The organism is Methylophilus sp. (assembly GCF_008015755.1).
GTDB lineage: Bacteria > Pseudomonadota > Gammaproteobacteria > Burkholderiales > Methylophilaceae > Methylophilus.
Window position 1 is genome coordinate 272,931 of record NZ_SSGF01000007.1, and the last position, 22,479, is coordinate 295,409.

Below are 22,479 nucleotides of genomic sequence, written 5' to 3' on the forward strand. Positions count from 1 at the left end.
GATGACGGGGATGTTGCGCCGGTGGTTGCCCGGTTTGTTATTCGCATGGGCGCTGACTGGCTGCCAGCCCTCTGACGAGCCGCGCTCGCTGGTGTTTGCCGTGGCGCAGGCGCCGGTGAACCTGGATCCGCGTTATGCCACCGATGCGGCCTCTGAGCGCATCAATCGCCTGATATATCAGCGTTTGGTCGAGTTTGATAGCCGCTCGCGCGAGGTGCCTGGGCTGGCGACCTGGCAAATGCGCGATGCCACGCATTACCGCTTCCAGTTATCTCAAGCTGCCACATTCCACGATGGCCAGCCGTTGACCGCTGCCGATGTGAAAGCGACTTACGATAGCATGCTGCAACTCAAAGACTCACCGCATGCTGCAGAATTCAAACATATTCAGCAGATTACAACGCTGGATGCTAACACCATCGATTTTGAACTGAGCCACCCGGACCCGCACTTTGCCGCGCGCTTGATGGTGGGCATTTTGCCTGCACGCCTGATTGCCACCGGGCATGACTTTGGTCATGCACCTGTCGGTAGCGGACCGTTTAAACTCGATCATTGGCAGTCGGCATTACAGTTACAGCGTTTGCGTGATGGCCTCAAAGTGCGCTTTGAAGAAGTCAAAGACCCCAATGTGCGGGTACTTAAACTTAAACGTGGCGAGGCCGATTTGATACAGGGCGACTTGCCGCCAGAGCTGGTTAAATATCTGCAAAAGCAGCCTAATATCATGGTAAAAACCGGGGTAGGCGCCAATTATTCTTATCTGGGCCTCAACGTGCAGGCGGATTTTCTGCGCGATGTTCGCGTGAGGCGCGCGATTGCCCACGCGATTGATGTGCAAGCCATTATTGATAAAGTCATGGTCAGCCATAGCCGCCAGGCCAGCGCGATTTTGCCACCTGAGCATTATGCGGGTAATCCTGCCTTGCAGCCTTATGCGTATCAACCGGCGTTGGCTAGGCAGTTATTGCAATCCGCAGGCATCAAGTTACCACTGACTTTGATTTATAAAACCAGCACTGATCCACAGCGGGTGCGCTTGGCCACTATTTTGCAAGCGCAAATGCAAGAGGCGGGCATAGACCTGCAAATCAAGAGTTTGGATTGGGGCACCTTTTTTGCCGATGTGCAAAAAGGGAATTTTCAGCTGTATGGCCTGACCTGGGTGGGGATTAAAACCCCAGAAATTTACAGCAAAGTGTTTGCCTCTAACAGTTTGCCGCCACAAGGCTTTAACCGTGGCCGTTATCAGGATGGTGTACTGGACCAATTATTGGCAAAAGAAGACTGGCCCGCGGTCACACAACGTATTCATAGCCAGTTGCCAGTAATCCCGTTGTGGTACGAGGGCCAGTTTGTGGCTTATCGCGAGACGATTGGCGATTACCAGCCGACGCCAGATGGCAATCTGGATGGATTGACGCAGGTGGTTTTTAAGCCGGTCACGCAGTAATCCCTGCGCTACCCGCAGGTCACGGGTTGACGCCAAACCAGTGACCGATCAGTGCCGTGGCCGCCATGGCGACGGCGCCCCAAATCACGACGCGACTAACACTTTTGACCATGCTGGCGCCGCCGGTACGCGCGGCGACGATGCCCAGCAAAGCTAAAAAGGGTAGCGTGCTGATGGTGAGCCAGGTTTGTGCCTGCGCATGCGGCGCCAGCCAGGCAGTGATCAGCGGCAAGATTGCGCCACTGGCAAACGCGAGTGCCGAGGCCAATGCGGCTTGTAAGGGTTGGGCCTGGTTAATGTCATGCAAGCCCAGCTCATCACGCGCGTGCGCGGCCAGCGAGTCGTGCTGTGACAGCGCCTGTGCGACCTGATTTGCCAGCGCGGGTGTTAAGCCGCGCTGGATGTAGATGCCAGTCAGTTCACGCAGCTCACTCTCCGGGTTATCTTTGAGTTCCTCTGCTTCACGGGCAAGGTCTGCCTGCTCAATATCGGTTTGTGAGCTCACTGACACATATTCGCCTGCGGCCATCGAGAGTGCGCCAGCCACCAGCCCGGCGACGCCTGTCATCAGCAAAGCCTGGTGAGTAGCCCCGGCGGCGGCCACGCCCATCAGCAGGCTGGCGGTAGAAATAATGCCGTCGTTGGCGCCCAGCACGGCGGCGCGCAACCAGCCACTGCGTTGTAAAAAGTGTAATTCGTGATGCGCCATATAGTGACCCTGAATAAAGCGATAAGTGAAATAAACAAGCGGTTTGATGGGATTTTAATGCAATTTGTATGGCCAGATTGCGTGTTGCATCAAATCTCCGACGACAACAGGCAAATCGCTTAGAATAATGGTTATGCATATTGAAATTTCTATCCCGGCACAAACGCTGACCTTGTTTGACGACAATGGCGGGCAAGTGACGCGCTATGCCGTCTCGACGGCAGCCAATGGCGTGGGTAACGTTAAAAACAGTGGCTGTACGCCGCTGGGGGCGCATATTATTCGCGCCAAAATTGGCGCTGGGGCGGCTGAAAATACGGTATTTGTCGGGCGACGCCCAACTGGCGAAGTGTTTAGCCCCGCCTTAAAGCAGGCTTTTCCTGACCGCGACTGGATACTCACCCGTATTTTATGGCTCAGCGGCACCGAGCCGGGCAAAAATCGCCTGGGCAATGTAGATACCATGCAGCGCTATATCTATATCCATGGCACGCCAGACGCAACCGAGCTGGGCGTGCCCGGCTCGCATGGCTGCGTGCGCATGCGCAATGCCGACCTGATGGCATTGTTCGAGCAGGTGCCGGTGGGCACCACTGTGAATATTTGCGAGGCGGATGATTAAGCGTTTTGCCACATTATTGCCAGTGGTGTTTGGGGTGCTGTGCCTGACCTTTGCCTTGTTACACCTGATACCTGGCGACCCGGTAGACGTCATGCTGGGTGAATCAGCCAGTGTGACCGACCGTCTTGCACTTAAGGCACAACTCGGGCTAGATCAACCCTTAGCAGTTCAGTTTGGCCAGTATCTGCTGCATGTGCTGCAAGGCGATTTTGGCAGCTCTATCCATACGCAAACGCCGATCTCGCAATTGTTATGGCAAGCCTACCCGGCGACCTTGTTGCTGGCGGTGGTGGCACTGGCCATCGGCCTTGCTATCGGTATTCCCTTAGGCATTTGGTCTGCGCTCAAAGCCGGGCATTGGCAAGATGTGATGATCACCATGCTCAGTATCCGTCTGGCAGCCATGCCTGCCTTCTGGCTAGGGCCGGTGCTAATGTTGGTGTTTGCGGTATGGCTGGGGTGGTTGCCGGTGAGCGGCATGACTAGCCCGCTGACCATCGTATTGCCTGCATTAACACTCGGCCTCGGCTTGAGCGCTATTTTGACCCGCATGACGCGTACCAGCCTGCTGGAGGTGTTGAGTGAGGATTATATTCGCACCGCGCGTGCCAAAGGCTTGAGCGAGCGGCAAGTATTGCTCAAGCACGCATTACGCGCTGCCTTATTGCCGCTGGTGACCATTGTTGGTTTGCAAATGGGCAGTTTGCTGGCCGGTGCGGTGATTACCGAAACCATTTTTAGCTGGAACGGCATCGGCCGTTTGCTGGTAGACAGCATAGAAAAACGCGATTACCCGGTGACACAAGCCTGTGTCCTGGTGGTGGCGTTAAGCTATGTGCTGATTAATCAGGCAACAGACCTGGTCTATCGCTGGCTGGATCCGCGCACGCGGGGCACACAATGAAAACGTTTTCATTGCTCACTTTGGCGTTTTGGCTGATCACCGTCCTGTTGGGGCATGCTGCCGGGTTGAATCCCAACCAGATTGACCTCAACGCGATTTTGCAATGGCCCAGTGTGCAACACTGGCTGGGCACCGATGATTTGGGGCGCGATATTCTGGCGCGCGTGATTCGCGGGGTAGAGGTGTCTTTCCTGGTCACCGTGGTTGTGACGGCGGTCACGCTGACCGTAGGCTTGAGCATCGGCCTGGTGGCTGGCTACAAAGGCGGCAAACTGGATAGCGTGCTGATGCAGGTCACCAATATTTTTCTGGCGTTTCCTGGCATGTTACTGGCGATTGCGTTTGCGGCGGTGCTGGGCGCAGGCATCAACAACCTGATTCTGGCACTGTGCTTAACCGGCTGGGTGACCTATGCCAGGCTGTCGCGTGGTCAGGCGCTGGCATTGCGGCAACGTCTGCATGTGCTGGCGGCAGAGTCGCTGGGCGCCAGTAGCGTGCGCGTGATGGCCTTGCATATTTTGCCGATGCTGATTTCTATTTTGCTGGTAGAAGCCGCCTACAGCATGGCCAGCGTCATGATTGCCGAAGCGTCGCTGTCGTTTCTTGGCCTGGGCATACAGGCACCGCATGCCTCGTGGGGCGCGATGCTGCGTGATGCCGTGCGCTTTATGCTGGTGGCGCCGCATTATGTGCTCAGCGTTGGCGTGTGCATGATGAGTTTGATTCTGGCTATTAATCTGGGTGGCGATGTGTTGCGTGACAAGCTGGACGTACGCAGCGAGGTGAGAGGATAATCAAGGTGAGCGCATGAGAAAGCCCTACCGGTATTACGACCTGATCATGGCGTCCTTTGCCGTGGTGCTGGTCTGCTCCAACCTCATTGGCCCCGGCAAGATTACCGAAGTCCAGCTGCCGCTGTTAGGCGCACTGACCTTTGGCGCCGGGATAATGTTTTTCCCCATTAGTTTTATTTTTGGCGATATTCTGACCGAAGTCTACGGTTATGCCGCCTCGCGTCGCGTGATCTGGACCGGCTTTATCTGCCTTGCCTTTGCCAGTCTCATGGCCTGGGTCATCGTCGCCTTGCCACCAGCACCAGACTGGCATGACCAGACCGCCTATCAATCGGTGTTTGGTTCCACCGCGCGTATTGCCATCGCCTCACTGGTCTCATTTGCGGCAGGCGAGTTTGTCAATTCGTTCGTGTTGGCCAAAATGAAAGTCCTCACCCAAGGCCGCTGGTTGTGGAGCCGCACCATAGGCTCGACCATTTTTGGTGAAGCGGTGGATACCATCCTGTTTTTCCCACTGGCTTTTTACGGCTCAGGTGAGTTCCCCGATGCCATGATGCCGCAAATCGTACTGGCGCAATTTACCGCCAAACTATTGGTAGAAGTCGCCTTCACGCCGGTGACCTACAAAATAGTCGCGTTTCTCAAGCGCGCTGAGAATGAAGATTATTACGATACCCAGACCGACTTTAACCCGTTTATCATAAAGCCTTAGGATAATGCTTGGTTTCAAACTGGGTGCTTATGATTGGTTTTTGATAGCAGGCACGTAGTGAATTTAAGTCTAATTAATAATAAAGGGAGTGAACGTCCATGGAATCCAATTTTTCATTAACGCATATTTTGTTAGGCGTTGCCGCGCTGATTGTGGTGTGGCTGGTGTTGTGGGTGATTTTTTTACGCAGAGTTGTTTCTACCAACGAAGTACATATTGTGCAGGCTGCCAAACAAAGCCGCTCTTATGGAACCGGCCTGGAATATGGCAATACCTATTATCAGTTTCCAATCTGGATACCCGTGTTAGGGGTATCTGTGTCGCGCTATCCTGTTTCTGTGTTTACTGAAGAGCTGCTTGATTATGAAGCTTATGATCAAGGACGGTTGCCGTTTGTGATTGATGTCAAAGCGTTTTTCAGAATTGAAGATAGTAATGTGGCGGCCAAACGGGTGGCAACCTTTGATGAGATGCGCAAGCAGATGAATGCGATCTTGCAAGGCTGTATCCGTTCGATTCTGGCCATGAATGATATCGAAACAATCATGCAGGATAGAGCCAAATTTGGTGAGGAATTCACCAAGCAAGTCGATGAGAATCTGAAATCCTGGGGTGTGGTCACGGTAAAGTCGGTAGAGCTGATGGATATCCGTGACTCACAAGGCTCTAATGTGATTAAAAACATCATGGAGAAGAAAAAGTCCGAGATCGAAATGCAGTCTCGTATTGAGGTCGCTTCAAATAAACGTAAGGCCGAAATGGCTGAAATCGATGCCAGCCGCGATATCGAGTTGCAACGACAAGTCAGTCAGCAGCAAGTCGGCTTGCGCACGGCAGAAAAAGATCGCGAAGTTGGTATTGCCAAAGAGCAGTCGGTGCAAAGCATTAAAGAGCAAGAACGTATCACCAAAGAAAAAACCATGGCGGTTGAGCAGGTCGCGCAAGTCAAGCAAGCAGAAATTAATAAAGAAGTACAAATCGTCAATGCCAATCAGCAGAAAGAAACGGCGATTATTAATGCCGAAGCCGAGCAGGCCACTGCATTGATTAACTCAGAGGCAGAAAAACAATCCGTGATGATTAAAGCCGAAGGTGAAAAACAATCCACCATGGCGATAGCCGCTGGTTTGAAGGAAGCCAAAGTGCTGGAGTCTAAAGGCATAGAGGCCGAAGGTCATGCCCGTGCTGAGGCTGCTAAGGCTATGCAACTTGCCTCGGTACAGGCTGAGATTACCTTGGCGGAAAAAATTGGTGAAAACGAAAGCTATCAGAAATATCTGATTTCGTTAGAGCAAGTCAAAGTCATGGGCGAGGTTGGCAAAGAGCAGGCAAAAGCGCTTGAAAAAGCAGACGTGAAGATCATTGCTAATGCGGGCGGCACCATCAGTAACGGCATTAGCAAGGTGACCGACCTGTTTAGCGCAAATGGCGGCACGCAGATGGGCGCCATGCTGGAGGCGCTGGGCCAAACAGACCTGGGTAAAAGTGTATTGAGCAAGGTGACGGGCGCCGAAGGCAAAGACGCCCCTCACGCTCAGTAAACAGGTAAGGTACGGCGCATGTACTGCTTTAAGTAGTACATGCTAGGCACTTTTGTGAATGCCATGTATAAAGCATGCATCACGTGAAAGTGCCTTTTTATATTTATATTATTGGAACACCATTGAACCATATTAACTGGTACGAAAAGAACAAAACACAGACCGCAGACTGGCAATCTGAGGTCGGCAATCTGCCGCCTAAAGCCGTCGTCATCGCTGATGATACAACCAAGGCTGATGACGCTTATCGCTTGGCCTGTGAAGGCACGGCCTTGCTTTATCGCGGTGATTTTCAAAATGCCAAACAATTATTGCAAGCCATCACACGTCGGGTAGATCGCAAACCGATCAAACCGGCGGCGACCATGCTGGAGGCTTTTCATCAACACCGCGCCCGTCAGATTGGCCGCGCCAACATTACCAATAAAATCCTGATTGAGCTCAAGTATGGCCAATGCGAGTTGCCACGCGCGCCAGACGTCAAAGCGGCCGTGCAAGGCGCGCTCATTCTCGATGAAAAAACAGATAAATTACCCGCCAGGCTGGTATTGTCATTGCGTGAACTGCTCGGCATGGTTGGCGCGCACGAGTGGCGCAAAAAAGGCGTGCCTATTCATGCGCTTAACGCCAATATTCACGCCCATTACGGTGTTTATTCACCTGTGCGTGGTGAATATCTTGAGCTGGTCGATCAAGTGCCACTCAATAATCCGCAAGTGGCCTGGGATATTGGCACCGGCACTGGCGTGATTGCGGCGATTCTGGTGGCGCGCGGCATCAAACAAGTGGTTGCCACAGATAATCAGCCACGTGCATTGGCATGTGCCACTGAAAACGTACAACGCTTGAATATGCAAACCAATATTCAGGTCTTGCCAGCGGATTTGTTCCCTGCAGGCCAGGCTGACCTGATTGTCTGTAACCCGCCATGGTTGCCAGCCAAAGCCAATGCGGCCATTGAGCACGCCATTTATGACCCGGATAGCCGCATGCTCAAAGGCTATTTAAACGGCCTGAAAGCACATTTAACCCCCAGCGGTGAAGCCTGGCTGGTGATGTCAGACCTGGCGGAACACATCGGTTTGCGTCAACCTGACGAACTGGCAAACTGGATTGCCGAGGCCGGACTAGACATTGTGCAGCGTTTGGACACCAAACCTAAACACGGCAAGGCGCGAGATGATCAAGATCCCTTATTCGCGGCCCGCGCGAAAGAAACAACCAGTCTTTATCGTTTAAAATCACGTTAATTGAGTATTTAAGGAAGCACGAATGTCTTTAGGTCCCGTCATGCTGGATGTCGTTGGTAAGGAACTCAGCGCCGATGATATCCGCCGTTTGCAACATCCGCTGGTGGGTGGGGTGATTTTGTTTGCACGCAATTTTGAGAGTTGCGCACAATTAAAAGCACTCACAGCCAGCATCCATGCTGTGCGCCAGCCGCCATTGCTGATTGCGGTAGATCATGAAGGCGGGCGCGTGCAGCGTTTTAGGGACGGTTTTACCAAGATTCCGCCCATGCGTGAGTTTGGGCATATTTGGGACAAGCATCCACGCAAGGCCAAAGAGCTGGCGGTGGAAGCTGGCTATGTGCTGGGCGCTGAGTTGCGCGCGCATGGTGTAGATTTTAGCTTCACGCCGGTGCTGGATATGGACTACGGCGACAGCCTGGTGATTGGCGACCGTGCGTTTCACCGCGACCCGCAGGCGATTAACGAGCTGGCGTTTAGCTTGATGCAAGGCCTGAAAAAAGCCGGGATGGCGGCAGTGGGCAAGCATTTTCCTGGCCATGGTTTTGTGGTGGCCGATTCGCATGTGAGCATTCCGGTGGATGAGCGCGAGTTTGACCAGATTGCGCAGAACGACATGCAGCCCTTTGTGCGCATGATAGACGAAGGCTTACATGCGGTAATGCCTGCGCATGTGATTTATCCTAAAGTAGATGAAAAGCCAGCAGGGTTTTCACCACGCTGGTTGCAAAAAGTATTGCGCGAGCGCCTGGGTTTTAACGGTGTGATTTTCAGCGATGACCTCAGCATGGAAGGCGCCACTGTCGCAGGCGATGTCACTGCGCGTACCTTGGCGGCATTGAATGCAGGGTGCGATATGGTTCTGTTATGTAATCGTCCTGATTTGGCCGATGAATTATTGGCCAAGCTGGACTGGAAAATCTCGGCACAGAGCATTGCACGCCTGGCGCGCATGCATGGTGGACATCATCCACAGGACATGGTTGGTTTGCGTGAGTCTGCCTATTATGTTGATGCGCTCAAGCGCGTGGCCATGGTAGGGCAAAAAGAGCCTGATTTGTTTGCCTGAGCATCAGGCCATACGGTAAGCTGTCAAATGATTGCTATCAATTTTTTTAAAGCGCGTTCATCGGTATTCACTATGAAATGGATTATTTTAGGGGTGTTTTTAGCCTCGGTCAGTTATGTACACTTTAGAGGCAAGGTGCGGCATCGCTTTTACCGCCAGCTGTTTGACCATTCAGGCATTGTGTCGCCGTTTAATGTGTTTCTATACCTGTTTTCAAAAGCGCCAACCACGCCTTATTTGTCGGTGAATGAATTTCCTGAGTTGAAATTGATTACAGATCGCTGGCAGGAGATTCGCGAAGAGGCTTTGCACGTGCGTGAGCAGGAGCGCATTGCCGCTGCACAAACCAATAACGATGCTGGTTTTAACTCGTTTTTTAAAACCGGCTGGAAGCGCTTTTACCTCAAATGGTATGACGCGCATCATCCATCTGCCAGCATTTACTGCCCGAAAACCGTGGCGTTGCTGCAAAGTATTCCCAGCGTCAAAGCGGCTATGTTTGCCGAGTTGCCGCCTGGCGCGCATTTGCGTCCACACCGCGATCCGTATGCGGGTTCATTACGTTTCCATTTGGGGCTGGCAACGCCTAATAATGACCACTGTTTTATCCGTGTCGATGGCGAAGACTATAGCTGGCGTGATGGTCAGGCGGTGATGTTTGATGAAACCTATATCCACGAAGCCTATAACAAGACCGACGAAACGCGTGTAATTTTGTTCTGCGATATTGAGCGCCCTATGCGTTACGGCTGGGCGCAAGCGGTGAATCGCTTTTTTGCGAATACTATCGTCACTGCAGCGAGTTCGCCGAACGAGGCCGGTGACCAAACCGGCGTCATTAACCGCTTGTTTCATTACGCCTGGGTGGTTGGCCAATATCGCCGCCGCTTTAAAAAATGGAACAAGAATGTGTATCAAATCACCCGTATCATGTTGATTGCATTGGTTTGTTACGCCATATGGAAGCTCTAGCTACCATGCTTCTTCACACAAATGTCATGATTAAACCTTGAAACTTTGTGCGTTTGCCATTATCTTAATCCTAAGTAAGTTTTAAAAAGTTTTATTGAGAGGAAGAAAACACTATGTCAGATATGCAAGTTTTAGGTCGCGAAAGTAATGTCTCTGCGACACAGAATCGCGTGCTGCGTAACACATATGCTTTGCTCGGCTTGAGCATGGTGCCAACTGTGATAGGCGCTTATGTCGGCCTGCAAATGAATTTCGGCTTTATGGCCGCGCATCCATTCATATTTGCCATCGGCTTTATGGCGGTGATGTTTGGGATGTTTAAACTGATTGCGGTGAACCAAAACAGCGGTGTCGGCGTATGGTTGCTATTGGCGATGACGTTTGTGTTTGGTGTGATGTTGGGCCCTATTTTGCAATTTGCATTGCATTTGCGTAATGGTGCAGAGATTGTTGGTCTGGCTGCCGCAGGTACCGGTATTACCTTCCTGAGCCTGGCTGCAATTGGCTCTTCACCAGCGCGCGACTTCAGCGGCATCGGTAAATTCCTCATGATTGGCCTGATTCTGGCGATTGTGGCTGGTTTGGCTAATATGTACTTCCAGATTCCAGCGTTGTCACTGGCGATTTCCGGCGTGTCTGTGCTGATTTTCTCTGGTTATATTTTGTACGATGTGAACCAGATTGTGCGTGGCGGGCAAACTAATTATGTGATGGCCACTCTGAATTTGTACCTGGATGTGTATAACCTGTTTGTGAATTTGCTCAACATCCTGCTGTCTTTGCTGGGTAACCGCGATTAACCAGTACCTAGGATTCAATCAAAACCCGCCTGCAGGCGGGTTTTTTTATTTTTGTAATGTTTATTACTCCAATAATATTTGCATCGATATGGTTTATTGCAGCCATTAATGGTTGATTGCAACCGAAATTGGTGGCTGTAAAGATGAATTAAATCATAACATATTGATTTTTATATTTAAATTTAATTGAATAAGCTGGTTTGATTTTTGCACTCATCCTCTCCGGAGGGGATGTATGTTAAATAAAAAAATAAAATCAGTATTGTTTCTTGCAACTTATTCTTGTGTATCGATAGCGGCAGACGGTGACGATAGTACCGTCAATAAAAGTGCGTCAGATTCAAACAAAACAATTCAGTTGGATGAAGTTGAGGTCAAAGCCAAGCGCCTAAAAATTATCACACCATTACCTGGTGTGCCCTTTGATAAGGCGACAGCAACAACAAACATTCAAAGCGCAACTGCTAAAGAAATTGAAGCGACTAAAGCTTTAAATGTGACAGAGTTTATGAATGGCAATTTGCAGTCAGTCACCACCAATGATTATGCTGGAAACCCTTTTCAGCAGGATTTAAATTTCAGAGGGTTTACAGCTTCGCCAGCAATCGGAACCCCGCAAGGTATTTCAGTCTATCTCGATGGTGTCAGGATTAATGAGGCATTTGGCGAGGTAGTTAACTGGGACCTTATTCCCATGAATGCCATTTCTAGTCTTAATTTAATCCCTGGATCTAATCCATTATTTGGCTTGAATACCATTGGAGGGGCGTTAGCTATTCGTACAAAAGATGGGTTTTCAGATAATTATTTTCGTTCTCAATATTTGACCGGGGCTTGGGGGAGAGATCAATTTCAGCTGTCAAATGGGGTGAATAATGGGCAATTCGCCTTCTTTACGGCTTACAACCATTTTAAAGAGGATGGTTGGAGAGATAATTCACCGAGTAATGTACGCCAATTGTTTAATAAGGCGACTTTGAGGTTTGACAAGGCTGAATTTAACTTAACTGCATTGAATGTTGATACCGCATTAGTTGGTAATGGTATGTTGCCATTTGAAATGGCAGCGCAAGATAGAGATCAGGTGTTTACATCGCCTGATGCAGTTGAAAACTCGCTGGAACATTACAATTTTAGTGGTAGCTGGTATGTGAGTGACACCTTAACTTTATCTGGCATGGCCTATAAAAGAAAAATGAGTCAGTATGCTGTTAGTGCCGATGTTTATGATGCTTACAGGCAATTGGTTTCAGCCTGGGGAGATGATGTCGATGGTGATGGTGTCGTTGATGCCGGTAAAATCAATGGTCTTTTTAACTATTCAAATCTTGATCAATCGAGTGATGGCTTTACGCTGCAGGCAGCTTTTGATCTTGAAAAGCACCAAATTGTTGCGGGCATCTCCCTTGATACTAATAAAGTAGGCTTCCTTCAGTCTCAGCAGCTTGGTGAGATTAATGATGCAGATCACTCCGCATCCGTAGTGACAGATCCGATTTTTGATGCTTACGGATACTTTCCTGCCTATATGACGATTGTCAGGAATAACCTCAAGGGCAGCAGCAAGACAGAGAGTGCATTTTTTTTCGACACTTGGTCGCCAACTGATACCTTACATATCAGTTTGGGGGCTCGGATGAATTGGTCGAATGTTAAAAATACCTTGGTCTCGGACTCTGGAAAAGAGTTTTATAACTTTACGACAAATGATCTTAGGCCCGCTCGTCAGAAGTGCTTGGTTCCAGGTGACGTGAGTCCTAATAGAGGTCGTTTTATATGTAGTGAGGGTGACTATGATTACCGAAGCTTCAATCCCTCGCTTGGAGTGACTTGGGAAGTTAAAGAAAACCTTTCTACTTATGCAAACGTGAGTCGAGGCGCTCGAACTCCTACAGTGATCGAGCTTGGTTGCGCAAATGATCCGACGAAAAGTAATGCCCCTGGTAGTACAAATTATCAATTTGGTTGCTCTATCCCCACCTCCTTGTCATCTGATCCTTACTTAAAACAAATTCGCTCTACCGCTTATGAGACTGGCTTACGTGGTGAAAATGGTGGATGGGACTGGAATGCAGGTTATTTTAGAACGGAGATTACAGATGACATTTTATTTGTACCTTTGGGACGAAAGAATCGCGGTGTTTTTAATAACTTTGGCAGAACGATGCGTGAGGGTCTGGAGTTGGGACTGAAAGGCAATTTTGATCAAGATAAGTTTAGTTTGAATTACACATTTATGGCTGCAACGTTTGAGTCTTCAGCACGAATTATTAATGACGCAAATAGCACTAATGGTCAAACAGTTGCTGCAAATGCTGCACAGGCATTTGTCAATGTACGCTCAGGTGATGATATACCAGGGATGCCTAACCATATTATTCAGGCGAATTGGAATCACCGTTTCACCGACAAGTTCGATACTACATTATCGATGGTCATGCATTCTTCCTCTTATGTGAGAGGTAATGAGAACAATAAACATCAACCACGTGACGCGCTGCCTGGAGAGCGCTATGACTACATTGGGGACGGGTCAATTTCTGGATATGCTGTATTCAATTTAAGGGCAAACTATAAATTCAGGCCTGGCGTAAATGCCTACTTAAAGTTCGATAACATATTTGATCGTGAGTACTCTACTGCGGGTGCGCTTGGACGAAATCCATTCAGTGCGAATGGCAACTTTCAGACTAATTCGAGCGCATGGAACAATACAACGTTTATCGGTCCAGGCGCTCCAAGAGCGCTCTGGATTGGTGTCTCTCTTGATTGGGATTGGAAAAATAGAGCTTTAAAGGATTGATGGTCAAAAAGGCTGCCAAAAGTCGACATCGAAAGGTGTCGACTTTTTTATTTGGTGGTTATGAACAGCCATAGTGGTTCATTTAAGCCGGGTTTATTTTAATTGGTTATGCACGACTTGATGGTGTTTGTTTGGCTATGACGTCTCTGATGTTTTTTTACATTTCTCTCAATAATTTTTGTCTATATAAAACAATTGGTTATGTGTTTATTTTTGTTTTTTATGGGTGCTTTTTTAGAGTGTTTGCTGTTAATGAGGCCAGTTGGCATATCTTTTGCAGAAGGATACTGAACTGTTATAAACCGTTTTTGGTAAACAACAATATCCAGAGTTTGGGAGCAGTTAAGCGCGAGCGCTGCCGTCATGACGGTTACTCGTGACAACAATTCAAAAGCTTAATTTTTAGGAGAATATGGATGAAGTTAAAAATAGCAATGCTTGCAACCTTGATGACGCTAGGTGTTAACGCTGCAAATGCAGGTCAGTTCGTGACGCTGACCAGTGGCAACGGTACTAATTTGACCTTGGCTAATGGCGGTTTGATTAATGGCGCAAACAGCTTGAATGCAGATAAGTTTTATATCGAAAATCTGGCTTCAACTACTTATCTCACTGGGTACGAGTATGGTTCTGACAACGGTACTATCGCTAGTACTTTGAATTACAGAGCTTTCACAGGCGCGAATTCCACTTTTGGTACGCTGACATTGGTTGATTACAGAATCACTGAAAATGTAACGTTGTTACCAGGTATTCCTCAGGCAACCATTTTTGACTATGTGTATCGCGATAGTTTAGATGGAAAGTTGGTATTCGGTACCCGATACTTGAACCTAGTAGACAATGATCAGGAAGTGAACTATCTCTATCGCCAAGGCGCAGGTGGTAACGTTTCAACTTCTTGGACTTTTTTGAGTGATTATGATTTGCGTATGTATCAGGCAGGTCAAACAAACGATATTACTTATAACGCATCCGTAAGCTATGTTGATGGCATCGTTCGTCAAAAGGCTGATATCAGTGTTTCTGAGGGTAATCCTTGGTCTGGATTGTATCTGGTGAAGACAGATGCAGTGAATTATGGTCTTGGCGCCAATGCGATTGGATACTATCAAGCAGGTGAAGAGGGTCAGGCTGTCGTTGGTGGCTTCCTTACCGGCTTCATTGCTACTCCAGTGCCAGAAGCAGAATCCTATGCCTTGATGATGGCTGGACTTGGCGTAGTTGGTCTTGCTACTCGTCGTCGTAAATCAAAATAATTGGCTTGGTTAAAACTATATGCCATGAAAAAAAGAGCGGGGAGCAAAAGCTACCCCGCCAATTAATCTTAATTTGTGAGGAAATATTACTATGAAAGCAACTATGTTGAAACAATCTTTTGCTATTGCAGCGTTCACGCTGGCAGCAACCTCCAGCGCCCATGCCGGTGGCTTCGTTGATCTTTTGGATACGGGTGCACGTACACCTGGCAGCACAAATAATACAGGCACTGATGCGTTCTATTTAGGGGCTAGTCTGCCATCAACCTGGACACTGCAAGCTACCCAAACGTCTACTGTTTACTCACCGGTAAATAGTGTGGCCGTTGGTTCTTTTATTGATTCTGTATGGCTTGATAGCGCAACCAACTCCTACATTATTGGTAGCTATTTCCAATTAGATAACAATACAAATGGTATTACGGAAATTAACTCTATCGTACGCAGTGGCTTCGCAGACTATGCAGGTACGTTGTCAGCGGCTTGGGTATACGCTTCAGATGTTTATGGTTCTGCACCTGCCGACGGCTATCGTTTGCGTGATCCTTCTCGTTCAGACTATATTGCTTCATACAATGCTGGTACGGCTGCTACAGGTGCATATTTTGATGCAGACAAAGTGGCTATTCGTACAGACGTAAGTATTGGCGAGGATAACCCTAATAGCGGTTTGTATTTGATTAGCTTTAGCGCCAGTAACTATACTTACGAGTGGGTAAGTAATGCTGTGCATATTGTACAAGGCGCCTCTACCAATGAAGGTGGACGTATTCGCCAAGATATGTGGTTGAGCGGTTTTGCTGTGACACAAGTACCAGAAGCTGAAACCTATGCTATGTTCATGGCCGGTCTGGGTTTGATGGGCGCTGTTGTGCGTCGTCGTAAATCTGCTTAATTAAGTTTAAGTGCTGTTGTAAATAACAAACCCGCCATTGGCGGGTTTGTTGCTTGTTAGGCTTTTGATTTTTCGAGTCTGCGTTGCCTGAAAAAATCACTCAATATTGCGCCGCATTCCTCGGCTAATATGCCGCTGATCACCTCGCAATGATGATTCAGCTTTTGTTCGGACATCAAGTTCACCACGCTGCCACAACAGCCCGTTTTGGGGTCGCTGGCGCCATATACCAGGCGGGCAACGCGCGCATGCTGGATGGCGCCGCTGCACATGGCGCAGGGTTCCAGTGTGACATACAGGGTGCAGTCCACTAGGCGGTAGTTACCTAAATGCTTTGCAGCTGCCCGCATGGCCTGGATTTCAGCATGTGCTGTCGGATCGCTGAGGCTTATTGGGGCGTTGCGGCCTTTGCCAATGACGACACCATCTTTCACCACTAAGGCGCCGACCGGCACTTCGCCCAGGCTAGCAGCTTCTGCGGCCAATGCCATGGCCATGCGCATAAAGTCTTCGTCTTGCATTGGGCTATCTGCTACTGTTTTTATCGGCTAGGCGAATCAGGATATACACCAGGCTCATGGTAAATGCGCCAGCCAGCCAGATGCCTATTTCTTGATAGGTCGGGGTGGCGTCTTGCACCGGCAACACAATCAGTTTGCGCAAGAACATGACCAGCACGACTTCAATAAAGGTTTCCACCAGCAGTTTGTGGCCACGCAGGTAACGTATTTCTGCCGAAATCAATGCCGAGATGGACCACAGCAGCATCAGAGTGCCGAGTGCGCGCAAAAAGCCATGCACCAGGTTGTGTGCATAAGCGGCTTCTTTCACATCCAGAAAAAACAGCCAGGTAAACATGATGACCGAGGTGGCCAGCGCCAGGCCGATGATGATATGCGCGAGGCCGTTAAGCCAGAGCATGGCCTTGATGGCGATGCGGTTCAGCGGTTCAAACTCTTCGGGAAGTTGCTCTTGTGACATGCGGCGTCCTGTGTCTTGTTTTTCAGGATGATAAATCATTTATCCAGCAATTGCTCCAGCGGTAATGCGCAACATTCTTTGAGCAGCCATTGCATAGCTTTGCCCATCTCGCTGGGGCGTTGTTGCCGCCAGGCAATAAAAGTCGGGCCGATAGGTTTGGGTTCTGAGACTTGCTTGAGGATGAGTTTGCCTTGAGCCTCCGCTGCTTGCGCCATGAATTTCGGCAGGTAGCCGATGGCGATGCCTGCTATTTGGGCCTGTAACTTGGTTTGCATGTCTGGCACGGTTAACACATCCTGCCCCGAGAGTATGCCGGATGTGCGAGGCGGTAGGTTGCGGGAGCTGTCTGCGGCCGCCACGACACGGTACTGCACGATATCGCTCGCGCTAAGGGGTTCGGGTAATTGCGCCAGCGGATGATGCGGCGCGACGGAAAACACAAACTCTAGTTGACCAAGTAGATGCGTGGCAAAGCCGCCACCTGGCGGCGGATCGCCAGGCGCCCCAATCGAAATGTCTGCGCGACCCGATTGCAGGGCATCCCAGCTGCCACCATAGACTTCCCGCACCAGCTTGATCCGCGTGCCAAAGCCTTGCTGATAAAACGACTCGAGGATGTTTAGTACTGGTGTAAAGTCGAACAAATCGCTGATCGCGATGGCAATATCGGTTTCAATACCAGTGGCAATGCGTTGTACGCGGCGCTCAAGCGCATGCGCAGCATCGAGCAAATAGCGGCCTTCTTTGAGTAACTCTAGGCCCGCTTGCGTGAGGGTGGCGCGGTGGCCACTGCGGTCAAATAACTCCAGTCCCAAGTCCTCTTCAAGGCGGCGAATGGTGCAGGTGAGCGCAGAGGGCACGCGGTAAAGCGATTCTGCGGCGGCGGCGAAGCTGCCCTTACGGTCTATCGCATCTATGACTTCCAAGGCTTCGAGACTGAGTTTAATGGTCATGCGTTTTCATCAAAAAAACTGAACAAGTGGTGCAAAATGTTTTGCTATCAAAAGATTAAGTGTTTTTTTATCATACAGTTAATCTTTCAAATGGAGTGAATAAATGTTACATGTTCGCCCTTCAAATACACGTGGCTATGCCGATCATGGCTGGCTGCAGAGCTTTCACAGTTTTTCATTTGCGGGTTATTACGATCCGCAATATATGGGCTATTCGGTGCTGCGCGTGATCAATGATGATCAGGTCGCGCCAGGCAAGGGCTTTGGCATGCATGGCCATCAGGATATGGAAATCATTACTTATATGCTGGCAGGCGAGTTACGCCATACCGATAGCATGGGCCACAGTGAAGTGATCCGCGCCGGGGATGTGCAACGCATGACGGCGGGCACCGGTGTGCGCCATAGTGAGATGAATGCCTCTGGCGAAACCACCGCCCATTTATTGCAAATCTGGATTACACCCGACACCTTGGGATTGCCGCCTGGGTATGAGGACAAAACGATTCCTCTGGAGGACAAGCAAAATCGCTGGTCATTGATTGCTTCGCCTGGTGCGCAGGCAGGGTCATTAAAAGTACATCAGGATGTGTCACTGTATGCCACGGTACTGACTGCTGATCAGGCGCTGCCTGTGCATGTGATGGCTGGTCGCTCGGCTTATCTGCATATTGCTCGCGGCGAGGTGGAGATTGATGGTCAGCGCCTGCAGGCCGGGGATGCGCTGATGGTGGATGTGTCACAGGAGTTAAGTATGCGTGCAGCACGTGAGAGCGAAGTGTTGTGGTTTGATTTGCCGCAAAATGCGGAATAATTTTTGAATAGATGATAAGGAGCTAGAAAATGACTCAAGTGGCGATTGTTTATCATAGTGGTTATGGCCATACGGCCGAGCAGGCTAAAGCGGTGGCGCGTGGCGCACAAAAAGTAGCGAGCGTGACAGTACATTTGCTAACTGTAGATGAGGCGCAGCAGCAATGGGATGTGCTCAAGGCCAGTGACGCGATTATATTTGGTAGCCCAACCTATATGGGTTCGGCATCTGCCCAGTTTAAAGCGTTTATGGATGCCAGCTCCAAAGCCTGGTTTACCCGTGACTGGCAAGACAAGATTGCCGCTGGCTTTACTACCTCGGCCAGCCAGAGCGGCGATAAATTGAGTACCTTATCGCAATTGTCAGTCTTCGCAGCGCAGCATGGCATGATCTGGGTCAGCTTGGGCTTGATGCCAGGGAACAATCATAGCAATGGGTCGGTCAACGATTTAAACCGTTTAGGGAGTTTTTTGGGCGCCATGGCACAAGCTAACTCGGACCAAGGCGCTGACCTGGCACCGATTCAGAGCGATTTGTTGACCGCTGAGCACTTGGGTGAGCGCGTCGCGACCGTCACCAAACGATTTTCTACATCCGCATAACGTATTACAAACACAAAGGAATAACACGTGAAAAAAATGATTTTAACGCTGGGCTTGCTGGCGGCAACCCAGGCTTGGGCGGCAACGGATACCTACAATATTGATGCGACACATAGCTTTGCTAACTTTAGCATTCGCCATGTGGTGTCAAAAACCACCGGCACGTTTAATGATGTGACCGGGGTAGTGACATTGGACCCCACCAATTTAAATACAGCGACGGTGCGCGCGGCGATTAATGTTAGCAGTGTCAATACAGGTTTTGGTAAGCGTGATGAGCATATCAAAGCGGATAAATATCTGGATGTGGGCAAGTACACACAGATTTTGTTTGAAAGCACCAAATTCAGCGCCAGCAACCAGACACAAGCGGTGATGCAAGGCAAGCTGACCATGCATGGCGTGACCAAATTGGTGGATATCCCAGTGAAAGTATTAGGTTATGGCGCCGATCCATGGGGCGGCCAGCGTGCGGGTTTTGAAGGTCATTTGACCCTCAAGGCATCGGATTACGGCTTTGGCTGGGCTGCTGGTGCGAATTCGCCCGTCGGTGATGAGATTGAAATCACGTTGTTGATTGAAGGCGTAAAGGCCAAGTAAGTCTGCGCGCGTAGGCGGATGGCCTGCGCGACCCTCATTTTTACAGGAGCAAGTAAATGGCATTAGATTTGTTTTCCCCGGCTAAACTCGGCAGTATTGCCTTACAAAATCGCGTGGTGATGGCACCGTTGACGCGTAATCGCGCAGGCGAGGGCGGTGTACCGCAGGCAATGAACGTTACCTATTATGAGCAGCGTGCCACCGCTGGCTTGATTATTACTGAGGCCACGCCGATCTCGCCGATGGCACATGGCTATCCGGCCTTGCCTGGCATATACACTGATGCGCAAGTGGCCGGTTGGAAAAAAGTCACCGATGCAGTACACGCCAAAGGCGGCAAAATCGTTATCCAGTTGTGGCATGTAGGCCGTATTTCTCATCCTAGCTTGTTGCCTAACCAAGCGACGCCAGTGGCACCTTCTGCGCTTAAACCAGCTGGTAAGGCATTTACTTACCAGGGCTTGCAAGATTATGTGACACCACGTGCGCTGGATGCGGCAGAGCTGCCTGCGATTGTGCAAGACTATGTGCATGCCACACGTTGCGCGATCGCTGCGGGTTTCGATGGTGTTGAAGTGCATGCGGCCAATGGTTATCTGCTAGACCAGTTTTTGCGTGATGGCACCAATCAGCGCCAAGACCAATATGGTGGCTCGCTTGAAAATCGTACACGCTTTTTGCTCGAAGTCGTCCAAGCTGTGGTCAACACCATAGGGGCCGACAAAGTTGGCGTGCGTTTATCGCCAGTGAACCCATTTAATGACATGCAAGACAGCCAGCCGCAGCAAACATTTAATTATGTGGCGCAGGCGTTAAATGCCTTTAATCTAGCTTATCTGCATGCTGTTGAAGGTGGCATTCATGGTGGTGGCGAGTCTGAGCCGTTTGATTTTGCGGCGTTCCGTCAATTGTTTAATCGTGGGTATATCGCAAACCTGAGTTATGACAAGGCGCGTGGCGATGCAGCAATTGCCAGTGGCCATGCTGATGCGGTGGCCTATGGTGTGCCGTTTATTGCCAACCCTGACCTGGTGGCACGCTTTGCCAGCAATGCGCCACTCAATGCAGCAGACTCGTCAACCTTCTACGGCGGCACTGAGCATGGCTACACGGATTATCCATTTTTAAGCGCTTAACGCTTCCTTAGTTAAACAAGGCGATGTCGTGCGAAGGCAGTTGATTCGTTGCGTCATCCCTTGTTGTGCTTGCTGCTCTTGGTGTGCGGGCGTAAAATTCGCGCAACGCGAATTCAATCGAGCTATCGCTCTGCACATTGTGAGTTAATTTCTGCATGTCCCGCCCTGATATTACCCCTTTATCCCCACGAAAAATGGTCGTTGCCAACTGGAAAATGCATGGCAATCTGGCTCGCAACCAGGCATTGGTGCATAAATACCTGCAAGGTTTGCAACCTTTAGCACATGCAGACGTCGTAGTCTGTGTGCCGTATCCTTATTTAGCACAAGCGCAATCTTTACTCGCAGGCACCAACGTAGCCTGGGGGGCGCAAAACATTGCTAAGGTGGAGCAGGGCGCTTACACCGGAGAAGTGAGCGCCGATATGTTGCGGGACTTTGGTGCGAATTATGTGATTATCGGCCACTCTGAGCGCAGCACGGCTTATTGTGAGTCGGATGAAAACATCGCGGAAAAATTTATGATGGCCAAGCGTCATGGCTTGATTCCGATTTTGTGCGTAGGGGAGACTTTGCTCGAGCGCGAAGCCGGCGTGATGGAGCGTGTGGTCGGCAAGCAGCTGGAAACCATTATCCGGTTGTTTGGCGGTGCAGCATTTACGCAGACGATCGTTTCTTATGAGCCCATTTGGGCGATTGGCACCGGTTTGGCTGCCTCGGCTGAGCAAGCCGTGGCCATGCACAAATTTATACGTGAGACCGTCGCGGCGGCAGATCAAAGCGCGGCAGATAGCTTAAAAATCCTCTATGGGGGCAGCGTAAATCCGCAAAATGCGGTACAATTATTAAATCAGAAGGAAATAGATGGCGCGCTGGTCGGTCGTTGCTCGCTAGATGCAGAGCAATTTATAAAAATATGTCAGGCCGTTCCTGAAAATAGTGTCATCTAGATAGCGAAAATGCCAAAAGCTTAATCGTTATTCAATCAATGGATTAAAGAAATATGGAAAATGTCATTCTAGTCATTCATGTGTTGGCAGCCGCTGCCGTGATTGGCTTGGTCTTATTACAGCATGGCAAGGGCGCCGATATGGGTGCCGCCTTTGGAAGTGGTGCCTCCGGCAGTTTGTTCGGGGTTTCCGGCTCTTCTAACTTGCTCAGCAAGCTGACATCGATTTTTATTACAGTGTTTTTTGCAACGAGCTTGACGCTGGCATTTATGTCCAGTCATAAAGCGAGTTCTGGCAGCGTGGTTAAGTCTGCGTTGACACAACAGGCTCCGGCCAAAGGCGAAGCAGTTGAAGCTGCTAAGCCGGTTGAAAATACACCCAAAGATATTCCTAATTAATACTTAGCCGTCGTGGTGGAATTGGTAGACACGCTATCTTGAGGGGGTAGTGACGAAAGTTGTGCGAGTTCGAGTCTCGCCGACGGCACCAGTCCCATGTTGTGTTGGCGACGTGGCTGGTTGGGAATTGGTTGTTTGGGAGTATTTCAATGAGTTGTTGGGTATGTTGCATTGAAATCACTTGTTAACATGATCGATTAAGGCAAATCAGTGTTAGAAAACTATTTCCCAATTCTGATGTTTATCCTGGTCGGCCTAGGCG

23 protein-coding genes and 1 tRNA gene are annotated in these 22,479 nt (G+C 49.8%); 20 read left to right on the forward strand and 4 right to left on the reverse strand.

Annotated features, from left to right (window positions below; genetic code table 11):
• Nucleotides 1–10 precede the first annotated feature (10 nt).
• Nucleotides 11–1,453, forward strand: a complete 1,443-nt coding sequence (locus E6Q52_RS03905) for an ABC transporter substrate-binding protein (protein WP_292818702.1) — start codon at nucleotides 11–13, stop codon at nucleotides 1,451–1,453.
• A 19-nt stretch (nucleotides 1,454–1,472) separates the two neighbouring features.
• On the opposite strand, the gene E6Q52_RS03910 is transcribed toward E6Q52_RS03905, so the two are convergent.
• Nucleotides 1,473–2,162 carry a VIT family protein gene (locus tag E6Q52_RS03910; protein WP_292818705.1) on the reverse strand — a complete coding sequence of 230 codons (690 nt, stop codon included), beginning with the start codon at nucleotides 2,160–2,162 and terminating at the stop codon, nucleotides 1,473–1,475.
• A gap of 133 nt (nucleotides 2,163–2,295) precedes the next feature.
• Here E6Q52_RS03910 and E6Q52_RS03915 point away from each other — a divergent pair, with 133 nt between their 5' ends.
• The 12 genes from E6Q52_RS03915 to E6Q52_RS03970 all read left to right on the forward strand — a co-directional run bounded on the left by E6Q52_RS03915 (nucleotide 2,296) and on the right by E6Q52_RS03970 (nucleotide 15,783).
• Entirely contained in the window at nucleotides 2,296–2,784 is a 489-nt protein-coding gene (locus tag E6Q52_RS03915; RefSeq protein ID WP_292818709.1) for a L,D-transpeptidase, read from the forward strand.
• Complete coding sequence (gene nikB / locus E6Q52_RS03920) at nucleotides 2,777–3,688, forward strand: nickel ABC transporter permease (RefSeq protein WP_292818711.1); 912 nt, start codon at nucleotides 2,777–2,779, stop codon at nucleotides 3,686–3,688. Before E6Q52_RS03915 ends, nikB begins: the two co-directional genes overlap by 8 nt.
• Nucleotides 3,685–4,482, forward strand: coding sequence for an ABC transporter permease (locus tag E6Q52_RS03925; RefSeq protein WP_292818714.1), 798 nt, complete (start codon nucleotides 3,685–3,687; stop codon nucleotides 4,480–4,482). The genes nikB and E6Q52_RS03925 overlap by 4 nt, the downstream gene beginning before the upstream one ends.
• 13 nt (nucleotides 4,483–4,495) lie before the next feature.
• A complete protein-coding gene (locus E6Q52_RS03930; protein ID WP_292818717.1) occupies nucleotides 4,496–5,194 on the forward strand; it encodes a queuosine precursor transporter in 699 nt (232 codons plus the stop codon).
• Nucleotides 5,195–5,292: 98 nt separating this feature from the next.
• Entirely contained in the window at nucleotides 5,293–6,735 is a 1,443-nt protein-coding gene (locus E6Q52_RS03935; RefSeq protein ID WP_292818722.1) for an SPFH domain-containing protein, read from the forward strand.
• A 74-nt stretch (nucleotides 6,736–6,809) separates the two neighbouring features.
• Nucleotides 6,810–7,985, forward strand: coding sequence for a class I SAM-dependent methyltransferase (locus E6Q52_RS03940; protein ID WP_292818725.1), 1,176 nt, complete (start codon nucleotides 6,810–6,812; stop codon nucleotides 7,983–7,985).
• Nucleotides 7,986–8,007: 22 nt separating this feature from the next.
• The gene (gene nagZ, locus E6Q52_RS03945; RefSeq protein WP_292818727.1) at nucleotides 8,008–9,054 is read left to right on the forward strand and encodes a beta-N-acetylhexosaminidase; all 1,047 of its coding nucleotides are present in this window, start codon (nucleotides 8,008–8,010) and stop codon (nucleotides 9,052–9,054) included.
• A gap of 72 nt (nucleotides 9,055–9,126) precedes the next feature.
• Nucleotides 9,127–10,026 carry a lipid A hydroxylase LpxO gene (lpxO, locus tag E6Q52_RS03950; protein ID WP_292818730.1) on the forward strand — a complete coding sequence of 300 codons (900 nt, stop codon included), beginning with the start codon at nucleotides 9,127–9,129 and terminating at the stop codon, nucleotides 10,024–10,026.
• Between the two features lie 113 nt (nucleotides 10,027–10,139).
• Nucleotides 10,140–10,826 (forward strand): Bax inhibitor-1 family protein, encoded by a 687-nt coding sequence (locus E6Q52_RS03955; RefSeq protein WP_292818733.1) that lies wholly within the window; start codon nucleotides 10,140–10,142, stop codon nucleotides 10,824–10,826.
• Nucleotides 10,827–11,061: 235 nt separating this feature from the next.
• Complete coding sequence (locus tag E6Q52_RS03960; RefSeq protein WP_292818736.1) at nucleotides 11,062–13,629, forward strand: TonB-dependent receptor; 2,568 nt, start codon at nucleotides 11,062–11,064, stop codon at nucleotides 13,627–13,629.
• A gap of 416 nt (nucleotides 13,630–14,045) precedes the next feature.
• A complete protein-coding gene (locus E6Q52_RS03965) occupies nucleotides 14,046–14,888 on the forward strand; it encodes a PEP-CTERM sorting domain-containing protein (RefSeq protein ID WP_292818739.1) in 843 nt (280 codons plus the stop codon).
• Nucleotides 14,889–14,979: 91 nt separating this feature from the next.
• Entirely contained in the window at nucleotides 14,980–15,783 is an 804-nt protein-coding gene (locus tag E6Q52_RS03970; RefSeq protein ID WP_292818742.1) for a PEP-CTERM sorting domain-containing protein, read from the forward strand.
• Nucleotides 15,784–15,839: 56 nt separating this feature from the next.
• Here E6Q52_RS03970 and tadA read toward each other — a convergent pair whose 3' ends face one another.
• Genes tadA through E6Q52_RS03985 form a run of 3 tightly spaced genes read right to left on the reverse strand, consistent with a single transcriptional unit; the run spans nucleotide 15,840 to nucleotide 17,717 of the window.
• Complete coding sequence (gene tadA, locus E6Q52_RS03975) at nucleotides 15,840–16,304, reverse strand: tRNA adenosine(34) deaminase TadA (protein WP_292818745.1); 465 nt, start codon at nucleotides 16,302–16,304, stop codon at nucleotides 15,840–15,842.
• Nucleotides 16,305–16,308: 4 nt separating this feature from the next.
• On the reverse strand, nucleotides 16,309–16,764 hold the full coding sequence (locus E6Q52_RS03980) for a phosphate-starvation-inducible PsiE family protein (protein WP_292818748.1): 456 nt from the start codon (nucleotides 16,762–16,764) through the stop codon (nucleotides 16,309–16,311).
• Between the two features lie 35 nt (nucleotides 16,765–16,799).
• The gene (locus tag E6Q52_RS03985; RefSeq protein WP_292818751.1) at nucleotides 16,800–17,717 is read right to left on the reverse strand and encodes a LysR family transcriptional regulator; all 918 of its coding nucleotides are present in this window, start codon (nucleotides 17,715–17,717) and stop codon (nucleotides 16,800–16,802) included.
• Between the two features lie 103 nt (nucleotides 17,718–17,820).
• On the opposite strand from E6Q52_RS03985, the gene E6Q52_RS03990 reads away from it, so the two are divergent.
• From E6Q52_RS03990 to E6Q52_RS04020, 7 genes are all read left to right on the forward strand, one after another.
• Nucleotides 17,821–18,531 carry a pirin family protein gene (locus E6Q52_RS03990; protein WP_292818754.1) on the forward strand — a complete coding sequence of 237 codons (711 nt, stop codon included), beginning with the start codon at nucleotides 17,821–17,823 and terminating at the stop codon, nucleotides 18,529–18,531.
• A gap of 29 nt (nucleotides 18,532–18,560) precedes the next feature.
• Nucleotides 18,561–19,133, forward strand: a complete 573-nt coding sequence (locus tag E6Q52_RS03995; protein ID WP_292818758.1) for a flavodoxin family protein — start codon at nucleotides 18,561–18,563, stop codon at nucleotides 19,131–19,133.
• 27 nt (nucleotides 19,134–19,160) lie between these two features.
• Nucleotides 19,161–19,733 (forward strand): YceI family protein, encoded by a 573-nt coding sequence (locus E6Q52_RS04000; protein WP_367124819.1) that lies wholly within the window; start codon nucleotides 19,161–19,163, stop codon nucleotides 19,731–19,733.
• Nucleotides 19,734–19,789: 56 nt separating this feature from the next.
• On the forward strand, nucleotides 19,790–20,869 hold the full coding sequence (locus E6Q52_RS04005; RefSeq protein WP_292818761.1) for an alkene reductase: 1,080 nt from the start codon (nucleotides 19,790–19,792) through the stop codon (nucleotides 20,867–20,869).
• Nucleotides 20,870–21,024: 155 nt separating this feature from the next.
• Entirely contained in the window at nucleotides 21,025–21,819 is a 795-nt protein-coding gene (tpiA, locus tag E6Q52_RS04010; RefSeq protein ID WP_292818764.1) for a triose-phosphate isomerase, read from the forward strand.
• Nucleotides 21,820–21,872: 53 nt separating this feature from the next.
• Nucleotides 21,873–22,217, forward strand: coding sequence for a preprotein translocase subunit SecG (gene secG / locus E6Q52_RS04015; RefSeq protein ID WP_292818767.1), 345 nt, complete (start codon nucleotides 21,873–21,875; stop codon nucleotides 22,215–22,217).
• A gap of 6 nt (nucleotides 22,218–22,223) precedes the next feature.
• A tRNA-Leu gene (locus E6Q52_RS04020) sits at nucleotides 22,224–22,308 on the forward strand.
• Nucleotides 22,309–22,479 lie beyond the last annotated feature (171 nt).

What these genes read in the sequence shown, in the direction of transcription:
- secG (WP_292818767.1), top strand. Translation starts at nt 21,873, where the DNA reads ATGGAAAATGTCATTCTAGTCATTCATGTGTTGGCAGCCGCTGCCGTG.
- E6Q52_RS03935 (WP_292818722.1), top strand. Translation starts at nt 5,293, where the DNA reads ATGGAATCCAATTTTTCATTAACGCATATTTTGTTAGGCGTTGCCGCG.
- E6Q52_RS03995 (WP_292818758.1), top strand. Translation starts at nt 18,561, where the DNA reads ATGACTCAAGTGGCGATTGTTTATCATAGTGGTTATGGCCATACGGCC.
- E6Q52_RS03980 (WP_292818748.1), bottom strand. Translation starts at nt 16,764, where the DNA reads ATGTCACAAGAGCAACTTCCCGAAGAGTTTGAACCGCTGAACCGCATC.
- E6Q52_RS03940 (WP_292818725.1), top strand. Translation starts at nt 6,810, where the DNA reads ATGCATCACGTGAAAGTGCCTTTTTATATTTATATTATTGGAACACCA.
- E6Q52_RS03915 (WP_292818709.1), top strand. Translation starts at nt 2,296, where the DNA reads ATGCATATTGAAATTTCTATCCCGGCACAAACGCTGACCTTGTTTGAC.
- E6Q52_RS03955 (WP_292818733.1), top strand. Translation starts at nt 10,140, where the DNA reads ATGTCAGATATGCAAGTTTTAGGTCGCGAAAGTAATGTCTCTGCGACA.
- E6Q52_RS03910 (WP_292818705.1), bottom strand. Translation starts at nt 2,162, where the DNA reads ATGGCGCATCACGAATTACACTTTTTACAACGCAGTGGCTGGTTGCGC.
- lpxO (WP_292818730.1), top strand. Translation starts at nt 9,127, where the DNA reads ATGAAATGGATTATTTTAGGGGTGTTTTTAGCCTCGGTCAGTTATGTA.
- E6Q52_RS03960 (WP_292818736.1), top strand. Translation starts at nt 11,062, where the DNA reads ATGTTAAATAAAAAAATAAAATCAGTATTGTTTCTTGCAACTTATTCT.
- nagZ (WP_292818727.1), top strand. Translation starts at nt 8,008, where the DNA reads ATGTCTTTAGGTCCCGTCATGCTGGATGTCGTTGGTAAGGAACTCAGC.
- E6Q52_RS03990 (WP_292818754.1), top strand. Translation starts at nt 17,821, where the DNA reads ATGTTACATGTTCGCCCTTCAAATACACGTGGCTATGCCGATCATGGC.
- E6Q52_RS03925 (WP_292818714.1), top strand. Translation starts at nt 3,685, where the DNA reads ATGAAAACGTTTTCATTGCTCACTTTGGCGTTTTGGCTGATCACCGTC.
- nikB (WP_292818711.1), top strand. Translation starts at nt 2,777, where the DNA reads ATGATTAAGCGTTTTGCCACATTATTGCCAGTGGTGTTTGGGGTGCTG.
- tadA (WP_292818745.1), bottom strand. Translation starts at nt 16,304, where the DNA reads ATGCAAGACGAAGACTTTATGCGCATGGCCATGGCATTGGCCGCAGAA.
- E6Q52_RS03970 (WP_292818742.1), top strand. Translation starts at nt 14,980, where the DNA reads ATGAAAGCAACTATGTTGAAACAATCTTTTGCTATTGCAGCGTTCACG.
- E6Q52_RS03965 (WP_292818739.1), top strand. Translation starts at nt 14,046, where the DNA reads ATGAAGTTAAAAATAGCAATGCTTGCAACCTTGATGACGCTAGGTGTT.
- E6Q52_RS03930 (WP_292818717.1), top strand. Translation starts at nt 4,496, where the DNA reads ATGAGAAAGCCCTACCGGTATTACGACCTGATCATGGCGTCCTTTGCC.
- tpiA (WP_292818764.1), top strand. Translation starts at nt 21,025, where the DNA reads ATGTCCCGCCCTGATATTACCCCTTTATCCCCACGAAAAATGGTCGTT.
- E6Q52_RS03985 (WP_292818751.1), bottom strand. Translation starts at nt 17,717, where the DNA reads ATGACCATTAAACTCAGTCTCGAAGCCTTGGAAGTCATAGATGCGATA.
- E6Q52_RS03905 (WP_292818702.1), top strand. Translation starts at nt 11, where the DNA reads ATGTTGCGCCGGTGGTTGCCCGGTTTGTTATTCGCATGGGCGCTGACT.
- E6Q52_RS04005 (WP_292818761.1), top strand. Translation starts at nt 19,790, where the DNA reads ATGGCATTAGATTTGTTTTCCCCGGCTAAACTCGGCAGTATTGCCTTA.